Genomic DNA, 13728 nt, shown 5'->3' with positions numbered 1-13728 from the left:
CCCCATGTCCGCACACATCGCCCTCGCCGCCCTCGTGGTCCACGACTACGACGAGGCCATCGACTTCTACACCCGCGCCCTCGGCTTCGACCTCGCCGAGGACACCGCGCGCCCGGACGGTTCCCGCTGGGTCGTGGTCCGCCCGCCCGGCGCCACGGAGAGCGCGCTGCTCCTGGCGCGCGCCAAGGACGACGCCCAGCGTTCCCGGGTCGGCGACCAGACCGGCGGCCGGGTCGGCTTCTTCCTCTACACCGACGACTTCGCCCGGGACCACGCCCGGATGACGGCTGAGGGCGTCCGCTTCCTGGAGGAGCCGCGCCACGAGACGTACGGCTCCGTCGCCGTCTTCCAAGACCTGTACGGCAACCGCTGGGACCTACTCCAGCCCGCCGCCGGCTAGCCGGGGCGCCTCGCGCGCCGCGTCGACGGACTGGCCCGCCTCCACCCGGCCGGCCAGCTCCCGGGCCCAGCCGACCAGCCCGGGCACGTCGATCCCGTACGGGTCCCCGGTCAGGCCCTCGATCCCCACGGCCCCCCGAAGCAGCAGCCGCGCCCCGCCGACCGCGTTCCCGCGCGCCGCGTGCGTCAGCCCGACCGCCAGCTGCGCGAGCCCCCGCCAGAGCGGAGCCGCGTCCGGCGGCCCGGACTTCCAGGCGTCCTCGAACACCTCGTGCGCGTGGAAGGGCATCCCGGCGTCCAGCAGCCGCTGCGCCTCCCGCACGGTCTGCGCCGGCGACCGCACCACCCCCTCGGGCTGCCGCTCGACGCCGCTCACCCCGTACGGCAGCGGCCGGCCCAGCCCGTCCCTGGGCCGTGCGCTCCGCGCCCGCCCCTCGTCGTCCCGATCCCGTGCGTTCACCCCCTCATCCTGCCGGTCGCCGATTACCGGTGCGTGCACACCCCTCGGCGTGGGGTAATGTTCTGCATGTGCCGCCGGGGACAGGGGAAGCCCAGTCGAAAGCACAACCGAAGGCACAGCGGGACGTGGCGCAGCTTGGTAGCGCACTTGACTGGGGGTCAAGGGGTCGCAGGTTCAAATCCTGTCGTCCCGACTCGAAAGAGTCGCAGATCAGGGGCCGTTTCAGAGCAATCTGAAACGGCCCCTTGATCGTTTTGGGGCTCATCGAAGTCCGTCGCATCTCCTGGGGCATTGCAACGACCGCTCGAACCCAGGGTTGGGTACCGCCCCTTCTCGTCGGCGGACCAGGGGAGCGGGACGGCGGGTGCGGCGCGGTCTCACCGTGAGGGCAGGGTCTGGGTGACTCGCCACAGGCGGCGGGGCAGATCGCCTTCCTCGAACGCGTGGACCTCTGCGAGGGTCCAGCCGTCGGCCAGGGAGTCGACCAGGTGGCGGGGGAAGAAGTGCACGGCGAAGCCCCCGTGTTCGTAGATGTCGTCACCGTGGTCGATGCCGGCGCCGTAGTGGGCGTCGCCGGTGTGGCGGACGGTGTAGACGAAGGTGCCGCCCGGCCGCAGGACGCGGCGGATCTCTCCGACCAGCGTGCGGATCTCCTGCGTGGACAGGGCCATGCACAACAGCATGTGGGCGAAGACCGCGTCGACGCAGGCCTCCGGCAGCGGCAGTGGTTCACGGACGTCGTGGACGACGGTGGTGACCCGTCCGGCGACGCCCTGGGCGGTGGCGGCTTCCTCGAGCTGTTCCAGCCCGGCGGGGCTGAAGTCGGCGGCCGTGACGGTGAAACCCCGGCGGGCGAAGGAGAGGGCGTCCCGTCCGTGCCCGGCGCCCAGCTCGAGGACGTCCTTCGCCCCGGCGGCACGGAACACGCCGGCCGCGTGAGCGGCGGGGGCGGAGGGTTCCTCGCCGTAGAGAGCGGGATGGGCCGTGTAGGTGCTCTGCCAGTGCTCGCGCTGCGCGCCTGCCAGCCGGCCGTCACTCTCCTGCGCGACCATCTGCTGCTCCTCTGTTGCTCGTCGTACGGCCTCGGGGCCGGGTCCTGCCCCTGCCGGCGGGTTTCGCCGTCACTGATCGGCGTGCGCCCCGTGGTCGGATGTCTGCGCGGCTCCCCATGCGTGGAGGGCCTTGACGAGCGCGGCGTCGCTCGTGCGGAACCGCACGGCGGCGCCGTCGGGCCGCTCGGTGGAGGTGATCTCGATCCTGGCCACGCCCGCGCTCAGTTCCTGGAGTCCGGGCATGGCGGCGCCGTGGATGCGGGCGGGGTCGGCGTAGTCGCCCTGGCGGAACCGCTGCGCCTCGTGTGTCAGGTGCTCGCGGATCAGGCGGATCTGCTCGGCGTCCGTGGGCGCGTCGCTGACCACCTCCTCCAGCAGCCCGTCGGCAGCCGGCGTGAAGCGGTGCGTGGTCCGTTCCAGATCGAACGGCATCACCGATGCACCGTTGCGGGCGATCTGCTCCTGCCGGGACTCCACGGAGGCCGGTTTCGCCGACACACCGCAGCCGGAAACCAGCAGGGCGAGAAGCAGGACGGCCGAGGGCACGGTGCGCCCGGGCCGGGGCGGCGTCGGTCCGCTGGCGCCGAACGCGCCTGCGGGATCGGTTCCTTCACAGTTCACGGCTTGCTTCCTCCAGGAGGCGGAGTGCTCGTATCACGGCCGGGCGCTGGTCCCCGGGCACCTTGTCGAGCAGGGTGGAGAGCCGGTCCGCGCGGCGGCGGGCCACGTCGGCGGCGACCTTGTGCCCTGGTTCGGTCAGCCCGACGCGCTGCACGCGCCCGTCGGCGGGGTCTGCCGCCCGGTCGGCCCAGCCGCGTGTCATCAACTGGTCGACGAGCCGGCTCGTGGTCGATTTGGTCAGGCGCAGACGTTCGCCCAGCGCCCGCTGGGACATCCGGCCGGGGCGCAGCACGGTCAGTGCGTGGGCCTCGGCGGTGGACATGGGCGCGCCGCACGGGGTGCGGTCGGCGTCGAGCAGCCCGAAGGTCCGCACGAAGCGGACGAAGGCATCGGAGAACGCTTCGGTGGAAGCGTCGTCGGCAGGACCGGACATGGTTGCACTCTAGAACCATTTAGTCCCAGGGTGCAACTACTTCGGTCGGTCGTTCCTCCGTATACCCCCACGGGTATAAGACTGCAGCCCCCGAGCGGCGGGCGCTCGGGGGCTGTTACGGCGGTCGGGGCAGGGGGCCGGGTCAGCGCTTGTCGCGCTTCATCCGCTCGGCGGCCTTCGCGGCCGTCTCCTGGACCTTGCCGGTCATCTTGTCCGTCGTCCCTTCGGACTTCATGCGCGGGTTGTCCGTCGCGTCTCCGGCCTTCTCCTTGACCTTGCCCTTGACCTGCTTGGCCTTGGCCTTCGCCTTGTCCATCATGAGAGCGTCCTTCCGTAGGTGCGTTCGCTGCGGTGCGTGACGCGGTCGCGGCGGTTTCACCAGCGATACCAGCGAGCCCGTCCGCCGCCGCCTGCCGTGCCGCGGACCAGGAAGCCCAGGAGCCAGAGCACCAGGACGGCAATGGCGATGTACCACAGCACCTCCACCGCGAACCCGGCGCCGAAGAGGACCAGGATGAGGAGGAGCACGAGGAGGAGCGGGATCATGTCGATGCCTCCAGTGGCAATGGTCTCGACTGGCTTCCGTCCGGGCGCCTGCCCCGGAAGCCGCACATCATGCGTTGCGCAGGCGTATCCCCGTCGCTATCGGGAAGGTGCCTGGGCAGAACGGAAGGGTGATGCAGGATGGTTCCGGGTGCGGACAGCGGGCGCTTCACCGTTGCGGTACGGACCATGGACGGCGGTGCCGTGGTCCTGGAGCTGGCGGGGGAGCTCGATCACGACACGGCACAGCCCCTGCGGGAGGCCCTCGACGCGGCGGTCACCCCGGGCGGTCGGCTGCTGGTGGACCTCTCGGAGCTGGGATTCTGCGATTCCACCGGGCTGAACGTGCTGCTGCACAGCAGGCTCACGGCCCAGGAGGCCGGCGGCAGCCTGGAGCTGGCGGGGCTGCGCGGATCGGTCGCCCGGATGTTCCACATCACCGGCGCGGACGGGGTGTTCCCCGTGCATGCCGATGTGGCGGAAGCGCTGGGCCAGCGGAGTGGTCCGGCGGTCGGCTAGCAGGCGGATGCCCGGACCTGCCGGTGCGTCGGCCGCGTCCGTGGCCGGGCGTCCCGGGACTTCGGTACTTGGTATTTCGGTATTCGATACTCGGTACTTCGGTCCTTCCATCGAGATATCGGTACTTCGAGAGATCGCTTCGTCGACACGGAGGAGTTCGAGCGCCATGGAGCAGCGGGGGTCACCCGACAGGACCTGGTACCTGGTGCTGGACGGAACCACCGATGTCGTGACGCGCAGCCGTGACTTCACCCGCCGGGCCCTGACCGCCTGGCACTGGCTCCCGGCCGAGGAGGAGACGGACCGGCAGGCCGTGGACGACGTGCTCCTGCTGGTGTCGGAGGTGGTCGCCAACGCGTGCCTGCACGGCGGCGGCCCCAGCTCGCTGCTGCTGGACTGCACCGAGGACCGCCTGCGGGTGGAGGTGACCGACGGGAACCCGGCACCGCCGGTGCCCGTGCGGGCGCGACCGCTGACGGATCCGGGACGGCCGGGCGGCCACGGGCTGCTCATAGTGGAACGGCTGGCACGGAAGTGGGGTTCCCAGCCGCTGCCGGAGGGCAAGTGCGTCTGGCTGGAAGTGCCCGTCCCGTCTGCGGTACGGCACCGGGGGGAGAGCGGACCGGTCAGGACACCGGGGCTGTGACGGTGACGCCCCGGTGACGGTGACGCCCCGACCGGTGATCTCCGCCGCCCCGTGGAGCGGCGGGGCTCAGCGGCTGCCTACGGGCGCCCGTACCGGAGCTGCACCACGCCGTTGCCGAAGGCGCGGGTGCCTTCGAGGCGCAGCGGTGTCCGGGTGTCGGAGGGCGGGAAGAGCGGTGTGCCGCGGCCGATGCGCACGGGGTGTACGTAGATCCGGTAGCCGTCCACCAAATCGTGGCGCAGGAACGCGGCGGCGAGACCGGCTCCGCCCAGCACCAGGTCACCACCCTCGGACGCTTTGAGCGCGGCGACCTCCGCCGGAACGACGTCCCGCACGATCGTGGAGTTCCAGCCGGCCTCCCGCAGGGTGCGCGAATACACGTACTTCGGCATCGAGCGCCAGATGCCCGCGAACTCGGCCATCGGCGGCGGGCTCTCGGGATCGGCGTCGGCCGTCGGCCAGAACCGTGCCATCAGTTCGTAGGTGACACGGCCGTGGAGGAAACCGCCCATCGAACGGAGTTCGTCGTTGAAGTGCTGGTGCAGCTCGTCGTCGACGAGGTGCCAGTCGATCTGCCGCTCGGGACCCTCGATGAATCCGTCGAGAGACACCGACATCATCAGAATGATCTTCCGCATACCGGCCTACGCTACGCCCGGGTTGGCCGACAGCGTCCTCCCTCGGGCCCCGACGCGCCGCGATACCCCACCCCACATACTGATCGGTGTGAAGACCGAAGACGAGACCGTCCTGCTCGGCATCGAAGGCGGGACGGGGGTGATCACCCTCAACCGCCCCAAGGCCCTCAACGCCCTCACCCATCCCATGGTGCTGCGGATCGCCGAGGCCCTGACCGCCTGGGAGCACGACCCCGCCGTCCGGCAGGTCCTCATCCGCGGAGCCGGCGAGCGCGGCCTGTGCGCGGGCGGGGACATCCGTGCCATCCACGACGACGCCCGGGCCGGCACCACCGCCTCCGCGGACTTCTGGCGCGACGAGTACCGGCTCAACGCCCGCATCGCCCGCTACCCCAAGCCGTACATCGCCCTCATGGACGGCATCGTGATGGGCGGCGGCGTCGGCGTCTCGGCCCACGGCAGCGTCCGCATCGTCACCGAGCGCTCCCGCGTCGCCATGCCCGAGACCGGTATCGGCTTCGTCCCCGACGTCGGGGGGACCCGTCTGCTGGGCCGCGCCCCCGGCCTGCTCGGTACGCACCTCGCCCTCACCGGCGCCGGGGTGGGCGCCGCCGACGCGCTGCTGTGCGGCCTCGCCGACCACTTCGTGCCCGCCGGCCGGCTCGCGGACCTCGTCGGCGAGCTCGCCGAAGCCCCCGTCCACGAGGTGCTGCCCGGCTATGCCGGCGCCCCCGGGCCGGGTGAACTCGCGGGGCAGCGGCCCTGGATCGACCACGGTTACGCGGCCGGCACCGTCGAGGAGATCGTGGGGCGGCTGCTCGGCCACGGCGACCCGGCCGCGAAGGAGGCCGCCGAGATGATCCTCGGCAAGTCGCCGACCGCGCTCAAGGTCACCCTCGCCGCCGTGCGCCGGGCCGCAGGGCTCGGTTCGCTGGAGCGGGTGCTGGCCCAGGAGTTCCGGGTCTCCTGCAATGCGCTGAGCTCCCCCGACCTGGTGGAGGGAATCCGGGCGCAGGTCATCGACAAGGACCGGAACCCGCGCTGGTCCCCGCCGGACTTGGCCGCCGTCACGGACGCGGACGTGGACCGGTTCTTCGCCCCGCTCGGCGCCGAACGCGAGCTGCACATCCCGGTGTCCGGGCTCAGTCGCGGCTGAGCCCGGACACCGCGAACGCCGGCGCTACGAGCCCACGTACTCCCGGAGGTGGCGTGCCGTCAGGGTGTCCACTTCGGCCACCAGCGTTGCCGGAGTGCCCTCGAAGACGACCTCGCCGCCGGCGTGGCCGCCACCGGGACCGATGTCGATCAGCCAGTCGGCATGGGCCATCACCGCTTGGTGGTGCTCGATGACGATCACCGAGTTCCCGTCGTCGACGAGCCGGTCCAGCAGGGCGAGCAGCTTGTCGACATCGGCCATGTGCAGGCCGGTCGTCGGCTCGTCCAGGATGTACGTCGAGGACTTCTCCGCCATGCTGATGGCCAGCTTGAGCCGCTGGCGTTCGCCGCCCGACAGGGTGTTGAGGGGTTGCCCGAGCCGCAGGTAGCCGAGGCCCACGTCGGCGAGTCGGCCCAAGATCGCCCGCGCCTGGCCGGTGGTGAAGAACTCGTACGCCTGCGCCACCGGCATGTCCAGCACCTCGCTGATGTTCTTGCCGCGCAGCCGGTAGGTGAGCACCTCGGGCGTGAACCGCTTGCCCTCGCACTCCTCGCACACCGAGGCCACCCCGGCCATCATCGCCAGGTCCGTGTAGACCAGCCCGATGCCGTTGCAGTTCGGGCAGGCGCCCTCCGAATTCGCGCTGAAGAGCGCCGCCTTGACCCCGTTGGCCTTGGCGAAGGCGGTCCGGATCGGGTTCAGCAGGCCGGTGTACGTCGCCGGGTTGGACCGGCGTGAGCCGCGGATCGGCGACTGGTCGGCCACCACCACGCCGTCCCGCCCCGCCAGGTACCCGTGGATCAGGGAACTCTTCCCGGAGCCCGCGACCCCCGTCACCACCGTCAGCACCCCCAGCGGCACGTCCACGCTGACGTCCTTGAGATTGTGCAGATCGGCGTCCTTGACCGACAGGTGCCCGCGCGGAGTGCGCACCGACTCCCGCAGCCGCGCCCGGTGTTCGAGGTGACGGCCGGTGAGGGTGCCGGAGGTGCGCAGCCCCGCCACGTCACCGCTGTAGCAGATCTGCCCGCCGGCCGTGCCGGCGCCCGGGCCGAGATCGACGACGTGGTCCGCGATCGAGATGACCTCGGGCTTGTGCTCCACGACCAGCACCGTGTTGCCCTTGTCGCGCAGCCGCAGCAGCAGGTCGTTCATGCGCTGGATGTCGTGCGGGTGCAGGCCGGTGGTGGGCTCGTCGAAGACGTACGTGACATCCGTGAGCGAGGAGCCGAGGTGGCGGACCATCTTGACCCGCTGGGCCTCACCGCCGGAGAGGGTGGCCGAAGGGCGGTCCAGGCTGAGGTAGCCGAGGCCGATCTCCACGAGGGAGTCGAGCAGGTCCCGCAGGTTCGCGAGCAGCGGCGCCACACCGGGGTCGTCGATCCGGCGGACGAAGGCGGCGAGGTCGCTGATCTGCATCGCCGAGCACTCGGCGATGTTCACCCCGTCGATGCGCGAGGAGAGTGCGGCGGCGGAGAGGCGGGTGCCGCCGCAGTCCGGGCAGTCGGTGAAGACCACGGCGCGGTCCACGAAGGCCCGGATGTGGGACTGCATGGACTCGCGGTCCTTGGCGAGGTACGTGCGGCTGATCTTGGTGATCAGGCCCTCGTAGGTAAAGTTGTTGGACCCCACCTTCACCTTGACCGGGCTCTTGTGCAGGAAGTCCGCCCACTCCTGCTCGGTGAAGTCCTTCAGCTTCGTGTCGGGCGAGTAGAAGCCGGAGTTCGCCATGATCTGCCAGTACCAGGAGTCCACGGCGAAGCCCGGGACGGTGATCGCGCCCTCGTTCAGGGAGCGGTCCCGGTCCACCAGCTGGTCCACGTCGATGTCGGACACCTCGCCGATGCCCTCGCAGCGCGGGCACATGCCGTCCGGGGTGTTGAAGCTGAAGGCGCTGGAGGTGCCGATGTGCGGGGCGCCGAGCCGGGAGAAGATGATCCGCAGCATGGTGTAGGCGTCGGTGGCGGTGCCCACGGTGGAGCGGGAGTTGGCCCCCATCCGCTCCTGGTCGACCACGATGGCGGCGCTCAGATTGTGCAGCCCGTCCACGTCCGGCCGGCCCAGGCTCGGCATGAAGGACTGGACGAAGGCGGTGTACGTCTCGTTGATCATCCGCTGCGACTCGGCGGCGATGGTGCCGAAGACGAGGGAGGACTTCCCGGAGCCGGAGACTCCCGTGAAGACGGTGAGGCGGCGCTTGGGGATGTCGAGGGAGATGTCCGCGAGGTTGTTCTCCCGGGCTCCGCGGACCTGGATGAGCTGATGGCTGTCCGCGGCGACGGGCTCCTCGCGCAGCTCCGTGTTCAGTGATATGGCGGTACTGGTGATCTGCACGGGAACTCCTCGCGGTGGCGATGTCTCGAGCTTACTTTCTACACTGTACTCTATACGGCGTAGAGAATTAGTGGGCGAGCTGGAAGGAGCCGGCATGGCGGCCAAGGACCGGAGCGGGGCGGGCGATCCCGTCCGCACACTGGAGCTTCTGTGGCGAGAGCCCGGGTACGAGGCGGACCAGGGGCGACGCGGCCCCCGGCAGGGACTCAGCGTGGACGCGGTGGTGGGAGCCGCGATCTCGCTCGCCGACGAGGCGGGGCTGGCCGCGCTGACCATGCGGGCGCTGGCCCAGCGCCTCGGGGTGACGCCGATGACCCTCTACACGTACGTTCCCGGCAAGGCCGAACTGCTCGACCTCATGCTGGACGAGGCCTACCGGCATATGGAGCGGAGGGAGGCCGGCGCCGGGGAGCCCTGGCAGGTGAAGGTCACCCGGGTCGCCGAGGACAACCGCGACCTGATCCTGCGTCATCCGTGGATCGCAGACCTGTCAGTCACCCGCCCGCCGCTGGGCCCGGGAGTGATCTCCAAATACGAGTACGAGCTGGCCGCCTTCGACGGCATCGGCCTCACCGACGTCGAGATGGACGCGGCCCTGACCCACCTCCTGGGCTTCGTCCACGCCAACACCCTGGCCGCGGCCGATGCCGCGGCGCACAACAGCAGGCAGAGCGACGAGGAGTGGTGGGCGGTCAGCGCGCCGCTGCTGGAGCGGGCCATGGACCCCGAGCGCTACCCCCTGGCCGACCGCGTCGGCAGCGCGGTGGGCGGCTACCACCCCGAGACCGTCTGGGCGTTCGGCCTCCGGTGCGTCCTGGACGGGCTGGCCCGCCTCATCGAGAGCCGGGCGCCTCAGCGGTAGCCGGTGGCGTCCGCCGGCCGGTCCGGGTCCTGGACCTCGACCAAGTACCGCCAGGCGTCCGGCCTGCTGCCGTCGAGATCCGTGAAGCCGTAGACCCGGGCGAGCTGTCCGCTGGAGAGGGACTGCCCGTTCCAGCGCGCCACCCGAGGATCCGCGGCCAGCGCCGCGACCGCCCGGCCGACGTACGAGGGCGTCTCGGAGATGCCGAAATGCGGAACCGTGGCCAGCGCGTCCCGCCAGTTCGCCTCCGTCACGCCGAAGTGGTCGAGCATCATCTCCGAGCGCAGCCAGCCGGGCGTCAGCGCCACCGCGGTGGCCCCGCGCGGCCCCAGCTCGTGCCCGAGGGCGAAAGCCATCCGAAGGACGGAGGACTTGGCGATGTCGTAGAAGAACGACACCCGGTAGTGCGTCGCGTTGTACTCGGCGGTGCCGTCCGTCATCTCCACCACCAGCCCGCCCGGCTCGCGCAGCAGCAGCGGCAGCGCGAAATGGCTCGTGACGGCGTGGGTCTCCACCGCCAGCCGCAACAGGCGCAGCCCCTTGTCCAGGTCGTGCTCCCAGACCGTGCTCTCCCACTCGAAGAGCAGCTCCCCGCCCCAGATGTCGTTGACCAGGATGTGCAGGAGCCCCTGCTCGGTGTCGATCCGCCGGACCAGCGCCTCGACCTGCCCGGGCTCCAGGTGGTCGGCGACCACCGCGACGCCCCGGCCGCCCGCCGCCGTGACCAGCTCGGCGGTCTCCTCGATCGTCTCGGGCCGGTCGTACTCCGAGCGCCTGCCGCGGGTGCTGCGCCCCGTCACGTACACGGTCGCGCCCTGGGCGCCCAGTTGGACCGCGATGCCCCGGCCCGCTCCCCGCGTGGCTCCGGCGACGAGGGCGACCTTGCCGACGAGGGGCCGCCGCGCATCCGGTGCCTGCCGTACATCCGCTGTCTGCCGTACATCCGGTGCCTGCCGCACCTCGGCGGTCTGCTGTACCCGCGGTGTCCGCTGTCCCTCCGGCATGGCCCGACTCTACGCCGCGGCCCGCCGGCCACGGGAGAAGTCCGCGGCACCGGCGCCGTGGCGGAGGTCGTCCTCCCCTGCGGTGCGCCCCGCGCCGGGAGGGGATACGCGTACCACCACCGCGTGCCACCCGGTCGCCCCGTCGGGGACGGTCCCCCTGCGCTCGCCCGTCTGGACGGCGCCGGTGCGGTCCGTGGCGCGGACCTCCAGGGTGTGCCGTCCGGGCGTCGCCTCCCACGGCCACATCCACTGGCGCCAGGTGTCATCGCCGTCCGTGGCCGCGAGCCGCGCCTCCTGCCACGGGCCGCCGTCGACCCGTATCTCGACGCCGGAGATCCCCCGGTGCTGCGCCCAGGCCACCCCGGCCACCGCGACCCGGCCCGCGGCGAGGCCGGTGGACGCACGGGGGGTGTCGATCCGCGACTGGGTCTTGACCGGGGCCCGCGCCGCCCACGAACGGCGCACCCAGTACGCGTCGTAGGCGTCGAAGGTCGTCAGGCGCAGCTCCCGCAGCCACTTGCACGCTGAGACGTATCCGTACAGGCCCGGCACGATCATCCGTACCGGGAAGCCGTGCGCGAAGGGGAGCGGCTCGCCGTTCATCCCGACGGCCAGCAGCGCCTCCCGGCCGTCCATGACGGCCTCGACGGGCGTGCCGATCGTCATCCCGTCCACCGACCGTGCCACCAGCTGGTCGGCCGGACCGCCCTGGGAGGGCGGCCGTACCCCCGCCTCCCGGAGCAGATCGGCGAGGCGCACGCCGAGCCAGCGCGCGTTGCCCGCGTACGGGCCCCCGACCTCGTTGGACACGCAGGTGAGGGTGGTGTCGTGCTCGACCAGCGGGCGGGCGAGCAGTTCCCGCAGGTCGAGGGTGACGGGCCGGGTGACCCCCTCGCCGTGGATGCGCAGCCGCCAGGTGTCCGCGTCCACGCGCGGGACGACGAGGGCGGTGTCCACGCGGTAGAAGTCCCGGTTGGGGGTGAGGAAGGGCGAGAGCCCGGGCAGCCGCAGGTCCGCTCCGGCTGGTACCGGCGGCGCGGGCACGGCGGGCCGGGGAAGGACGAAGCGTTCCCGGGAGGCCGTCGCCCCGGCCGATCCGAAGGCGCCCAGCCGCCGCCCGGCCACCCCGGCCCCGGCCGAAAGCGCGAGGGTGGCGGCGACCAGCCGCCCGAAGCCGCGCCGGTCCATCGCCCAGGCGGCGCCGGCCGGGGCCCCGGCCGGCCGGGGCCGGTTCACCGCGGTGACCAGCAGATGCAGCACGCCGGAGGCCGCCAGTGCGCCCACCAGCGAGGGCAGTGCGTCCCGCCAGCCGGCCTGCGGCCGACTGAGCGCGGCCGCCGCCCCGACCAGCCCGAAGCCACAGGCGAGCGCGAGTCCGGCGGGGAGGCGGCGGACGGCGAGCATCCCGGTCCCGGCGGCGACCGCGCCCAGTACGGCGACGATGCCGAGGGTCAGCACCAGCTTGTCGGCGGTGCCGAACTGCTGGACCGCCCACTCCTTGAGGGCCACGGGCGTACCGTCGACCACGGCCCCGCCGACGGCGGTGACCGGGGACGATTCCGGCCGGACGGCCGCCGTGGCCAGCTCGGCGAGAGCCAGCCCGGCGCATGCGGCGACGATCCCGCTGAGGGCGCCGAGCAGGTGCCGCCGGCGCTGCGGGTCTGCCTTCGGAGGGGTCATTCGGAGTCACCGTCCGCCCTGATCGCCCCCAGCTGCCCCCTTCGGTAACGCCGACTCTACGAGGCCGTGCGGGGCGGGGAAAGGCCGGCACCGTTCCACCTGCGCCCGGCCGGCCCGTCCCCGGCCGCCGCGTACCCCAGCAGCGCGCCCCTGGTCAGTGCACCGGAGCCGGCGGCACCCAGCGCCCGGTGCGGGGCGGCTTCACCCCGTACTCGGTCTTCAGCTCCGCCGGGATGGCGTGGTGCATCACCCGCCCGCGGGTCAGTGTGGCCAGCTCGAAGCCGGAGAGCAGCGAGCCCGCCTTGTCGAGCGCCCACTCGGCGTACGGGCTGCTGTCCTCGACGGTCTCCAGCAGCCCGAGGATGACGGGGATGGCCTTCGCCGCCGTGTCCCAGCCGCTGCGCGGGATCTCCAGCCAGTCGGCGATGGTGTCCCCGACCAGGTAGCGGACCGTGGCGGGCACGATCGGGTCGAAGAGCGTGCCGGGGACCACGTCCTCGTACATCCGCAGCAGCTGGGCGTTCAGGCGGACCCCTTCGGGTGAGGGGCCGAGGTTGCGCAGGAGGTAGAGATCGCAGTAGGCGCGTGCCTCGGTGAGGTTCTCCGGGACGGCTGACATGTCGCAGCCCAGCATGGCCCCGACGACCCGCCAGGCGTAGAAGTAGGCCTCAGCGCCGTCCTCGCTCATGTGGATGCCGAGCTGGTGCATCGCGTCCAGGACGAGCAGGGAGAAGCAGACCTGACCCCCGATCATGTCCTCCTGGCAGATGGGAAGTCCGTCCCGCTCGAGGTCCCAGTGGCCGCCCTCGCGCAGGTGGTGGCGCACGGCGGCGTGCAGCAGCCGCACCTTCTGGGCGGCCGGGATGAACTTGCTGCCCTCGGCGAAGGAGTTGGTCTGCATGAGGTAGGTGACGAACTGCCCGGTGTTGGCCATCCGGCGCGAGGGGTACGCCAGCGAGTGCGTCGAGGAGAGCAGCCGGGCCAGCCGGGGAACGGCGTAGGTCGTGGGCATCGCCGAGAAGGAGAGGCCGGTGTTGATGTGCGCGGCGTTGTCCATGAAGAACAGCCGGGCCTGCTCCATGATGTCCCAGTCCACCCAGGTGGGGGGCATGGCGGTGGCCTCGAAGTACTCGGCGGCGGAGGCCGGCAGCTTCTCGGGGAGCTTGTCCCCGGTGGTGGTGAAGAACCGCATCAGGGTGTTGAGGTCGCCGATCTCCCCGCGGCGGAACATCGTGGCGACGGTCTCGTCGGCGAGCGGATCGCCCTGGACGAGCAGCGCGTCGAGCGCGGCGTCGTCGTAACGCGGTTGCGGGGCACCGGGCTTGGCGCCGGCCTTGGCGCCGGTCTTGGTGGCGGTCTTGGTGGCGTTCACGTCAGTCCT

General features: G+C 71.8%; 16 protein-coding genes and 1 tRNA gene. 6 read left to right on the top strand and 11 right to left on the bottom strand.

Annotated features, from left to right (window positions below):
- Positions 1-4: 4 nt before the first annotated feature.
- A complete protein-coding gene (locus ABZX75_RS05545) occupies positions 5-400 on the top strand; it encodes a VOC family protein (RefSeq protein WP_355408133.1) in 396 nt (131 codons plus the stop codon).
- Here ABZX75_RS05545 and ABZX75_RS05540 read toward each other — a convergent pair.
- Positions 377-859 (bottom strand): DUF309 domain-containing protein, encoded by a 483-nt coding sequence (locus ABZX75_RS05540; protein WP_355408131.1) that lies wholly within the window; start codon positions 857-859, stop codon positions 377-379. The two genes, ABZX75_RS05545 and ABZX75_RS05540, sit on opposite strands and share 24 nt — an antisense overlap.
- 119 nt (positions 860-978) lie before the next feature.
- Between ABZX75_RS05540 and ABZX75_RS05535 the strand changes: the two genes are divergently transcribed.
- Positions 979-1052, top strand: a tRNA-Pro gene (locus ABZX75_RS05535).
- A gap of 184 nt (positions 1053-1236) precedes the next feature.
- On the opposite strand, the gene ABZX75_RS05530 is transcribed toward ABZX75_RS05535, so the two are convergent.
- The 5 genes from ABZX75_RS05530 to ABZX75_RS05510 form a co-directional block, all read right to left on the bottom strand.
- The gene (locus ABZX75_RS05530) at positions 1237-1911 is read right to left on the bottom strand and encodes a class I SAM-dependent methyltransferase (protein ID WP_355408129.1); all 675 of its coding nucleotides are present in this window, start codon (positions 1909-1911) and stop codon (positions 1237-1239) included.
- A gap of 69 nt (positions 1912-1980) precedes the next feature.
- Positions 1981-2532, bottom strand: a complete 552-nt coding sequence (locus ABZX75_RS05525; RefSeq protein WP_355408127.1) for an aspartate carbamoyltransferase — start codon at positions 2530-2532, stop codon at positions 1981-1983.
- Positions 2522-2965: a MarR family transcriptional regulator gene (locus tag ABZX75_RS05520; RefSeq protein WP_355408126.1), complete on the bottom strand. Its 444-nt coding sequence runs from the start codon at positions 2963-2965 to the stop codon at positions 2522-2524. The genes ABZX75_RS05525 and ABZX75_RS05520 overlap by 11 nt, the downstream gene beginning before the upstream one ends.
- Before the next feature lie 142 nt (positions 2966-3107).
- Positions 3108-3284, bottom strand: a complete 177-nt coding sequence (locus tag ABZX75_RS05515) for a CsbD family protein (protein ID WP_355408124.1) — start codon at positions 3282-3284, stop codon at positions 3108-3110.
- Between the two features lie 56 nt (positions 3285-3340).
- The gene (locus tag ABZX75_RS05510) at positions 3341-3511 is read right to left on the bottom strand and encodes a hydrophobic protein (RefSeq protein WP_355408122.1); all 171 of its coding nucleotides are present in this window, start codon (positions 3509-3511) and stop codon (positions 3341-3343) included.
- A 138-nt stretch (positions 3512-3649) separates the two neighbouring features.
- On the opposite strand from ABZX75_RS05510, the gene ABZX75_RS05505 reads away from it, so the two are divergent.
- Complete coding sequence (locus ABZX75_RS05505) at positions 3650-4027, top strand: STAS domain-containing protein (protein ID WP_355408120.1); 378 nt, start codon at positions 3650-3652, stop codon at positions 4025-4027.
- Between the two features lie 166 nt (positions 4028-4193).
- Complete coding sequence (locus ABZX75_RS05500) at positions 4194-4673, top strand: ATP-binding protein (RefSeq protein WP_355408118.1); 480 nt, start codon at positions 4194-4196, stop codon at positions 4671-4673.
- 77 nt (positions 4674-4750) lie between these two features.
- On the opposite strand, the gene ABZX75_RS05495 is transcribed toward ABZX75_RS05500, so the two are convergent.
- Entirely contained in the window at positions 4751-5311 is a 561-nt protein-coding gene (locus tag ABZX75_RS05495; RefSeq protein WP_355408116.1) for a dihydrofolate reductase family protein, read from the bottom strand.
- Between the two features lie 88 nt (positions 5312-5399).
- On the opposite strand from ABZX75_RS05495, the gene ABZX75_RS05490 reads away from it, so the two are divergent.
- On the top strand, positions 5400-6467 hold the full coding sequence (locus ABZX75_RS05490) for an enoyl-CoA hydratase/isomerase family protein (protein ID WP_355408115.1): 1068 nt from the start codon (positions 5400-5402) through the stop codon (positions 6465-6467).
- Between the two features lie 24 nt (positions 6468-6491).
- On the opposite strand, the gene ABZX75_RS05485 is transcribed toward ABZX75_RS05490, so the two are convergent.
- Complete coding sequence (locus ABZX75_RS05485) at positions 6492-8762, bottom strand: excinuclease ABC subunit UvrA (RefSeq protein WP_355408496.1); 2271 nt, start codon at positions 8760-8762, stop codon at positions 6492-6494.
- 133 nt (positions 8763-8895) lie between these two features.
- On the opposite strand from ABZX75_RS05485, the gene ABZX75_RS05480 reads away from it, so the two are divergent.
- Positions 8896-9663 carry a TetR/AcrR family transcriptional regulator C-terminal domain-containing protein gene (locus ABZX75_RS05480; RefSeq protein ID WP_355408113.1) on the top strand — a complete coding sequence of 256 codons (768 nt, stop codon included), beginning with the start codon at positions 8896-8898 and terminating at the stop codon, positions 9661-9663.
- Here the strand turns inward: ABZX75_RS05480 and ABZX75_RS05475 are convergent.
- The 3 genes from ABZX75_RS05475 to ABZX75_RS05465 all read right to left on the bottom strand — a co-directional run bounded on the left by ABZX75_RS05475 (position 9654) and on the right by ABZX75_RS05465 (position 13623).
- On the bottom strand, positions 9654-10667 hold the full coding sequence (locus ABZX75_RS05475) for an SDR family oxidoreductase (protein WP_355408111.1): 1014 nt from the start codon (positions 10665-10667) through the stop codon (positions 9654-9656). The two genes, ABZX75_RS05480 and ABZX75_RS05475, sit on opposite strands and share 10 nt — an antisense overlap.
- A 9-nt stretch (positions 10668-10676) precedes the next feature.
- Positions 10677-12347 (bottom strand): molybdopterin-dependent oxidoreductase, encoded by a 1671-nt coding sequence (locus ABZX75_RS05470; protein WP_355408109.1) that lies wholly within the window; start codon positions 12345-12347, stop codon positions 10677-10679.
- 154 nt (positions 12348-12501) lie between these two features.
- Positions 12502-13623: an oxygenase MpaB family protein gene (locus ABZX75_RS05465; protein WP_355408494.1), complete on the bottom strand. Its 1122-nt coding sequence runs from the start codon at positions 13621-13623 to the stop codon at positions 12502-12504.
- Positions 13624-13728 lie beyond the last annotated feature (105 nt).

It is taken from the genome of Streptomyces sp. NPDC003038, from assembly GCF_040611115.1.
Lineage (GTDB): Bacteria > Actinomycetota > Actinomycetes > Streptomycetales > Streptomycetaceae > Streptomyces.
This window is presented reverse-complemented; position numbering and strand designations above follow the sequence as displayed.